The sequence below is a fragment of the Hwangdonia seohaensis genome, from assembly GCF_031932625.1.
In the GTDB taxonomy this organism is placed as follows: domain Bacteria; phylum Bacteroidota; class Bacteroidia; order Flavobacteriales; family Flavobacteriaceae; genus Hwangdonia; species Hwangdonia seohaensis.
Genome location: NZ_JAVSCK010000007.1, coordinates 1 through 1,211, shown reverse-complemented (window position 1 = coordinate 1,211; position 1,211 = coordinate 1). Strand labels below are relative to the sequence as shown.

The 1,211-nt window shown below is 42.0% G+C and carries 1 protein-coding gene; it reads right to left on the bottom strand.

The genetic code is table 11. The annotated features are described in order from the left end of the window. Positions 1-32: 32 nt before the first annotated feature. The gene (locus RNZ47_RS16250; RefSeq protein ID WP_311942983.1) at positions 33-998 is read right to left on the bottom strand and encodes an IS110 family RNA-guided transposase; all 966 of its coding nucleotides are present in this window, start codon (positions 996-998) and stop codon (positions 33-35) included. Positions 999-1,211 lie beyond the last annotated feature (213 nt).

Genomic DNA, 1,211 nt, shown 5'->3' with positions numbered 1-1,211 from the left:
CAACAAAGAACTGAGTTAAAAAACAAGCAATTTTAAGCTAATTTAGAAACAAAGTTCTCATCATAGGGCAATCCGCTTTTTGCAATGGCAAAAGCCTGTTTCAGCAACTTGTTCGCTACCGCTATCAACGCTAGTTTTGCGCTCTTTTTCTTAGCTACGATCCTATCGAAAAGTGCCTTACATGCCCTGTTGTATTTGCAGGCTGAAAAGGCCGCCAGAAACAATAGGTTCCTCAATTTTTTATTGCCCACTTTACTGATCCTGCTGCGCCCCCGTACGCTACTTCCCGACTCCCTTGTTGTCGGCGTGATGCCTACATAGCTACAAAGTTGCGATGCCCTCTCAAACTTTTTAAAGCCATCGGTTATTACGATCAGGAACAAGGCCGTTTTCAGCCCAATTCCCGGTATGGTCTGCAATAAGGTGAGCTGGTGCTGTTGGTCTTGCTTTACCAGTTCCAATAGCCTGTTTTCTAAAACCAGCATCTCTCTTTGCAAATGTTTTAAGTCGCGGTTTAAGGATTTGTAAACCGTTTTTGATGGAATGCCCAAGGTCTTCTCGCCATGAAGCTTGTTCTTTGTGGCGGTACTCTTTTTTACGTAACTGTCCAACAACCTAAAGAGCTGCAGGCATTCTGCCTGGACATCCGTTAGGGCATTGTAAAAGGGGACTTCGTTTACGGTGCCATACTCACAAATAGCCTTGGCATCGCTCTTGTCGGTCTTTACCTTTGCCAGTTTCATCTGGATAAAACGCTTTACGGATAATGGGTTTACCACTGAGACCTGAACACCGTTTTTATAAAGGAACTGGGCCAACAGGTAATGGTAATAGCCTGTGGCCTCCATAACCACCAAGGTGTTTCTTGGCAGTTTTTTCAATAGGGCCTTAAACCCTTTTGAATCGTTTGGCAATTGAAAATGTCCGGTAGATTCACTGTAAATGTCGAACACCGCTTTGCTGATGTCGATTCCATAAATTTTTCTATCTTTAGTCATAAGAACTATATTTTGGAAAGAACAGATGCTACCCACATTTCAACAACTTGAAAACGAGATCTAGGTCTCACAGAACTGAACGAAGTTTAAGTAGTAAAAGCGCGTGGATTATCAATGTTGTCGAAGTTTGAAACTTCACCGTGTATAGTAACCTTACTACGCGCTTTTGTTCTTTCTGATTAATACTCTAATTTAATGAATTGCAAACTTAAG

Coding starts and splice junctions, on each gene's coding strand:
- RNZ47_RS16250 (WP_311942983.1), bottom strand. CDS start 998: ATGACTAAAGATAGAAAAATTTATGGAATCGACATCAGCAAAGCGGTG.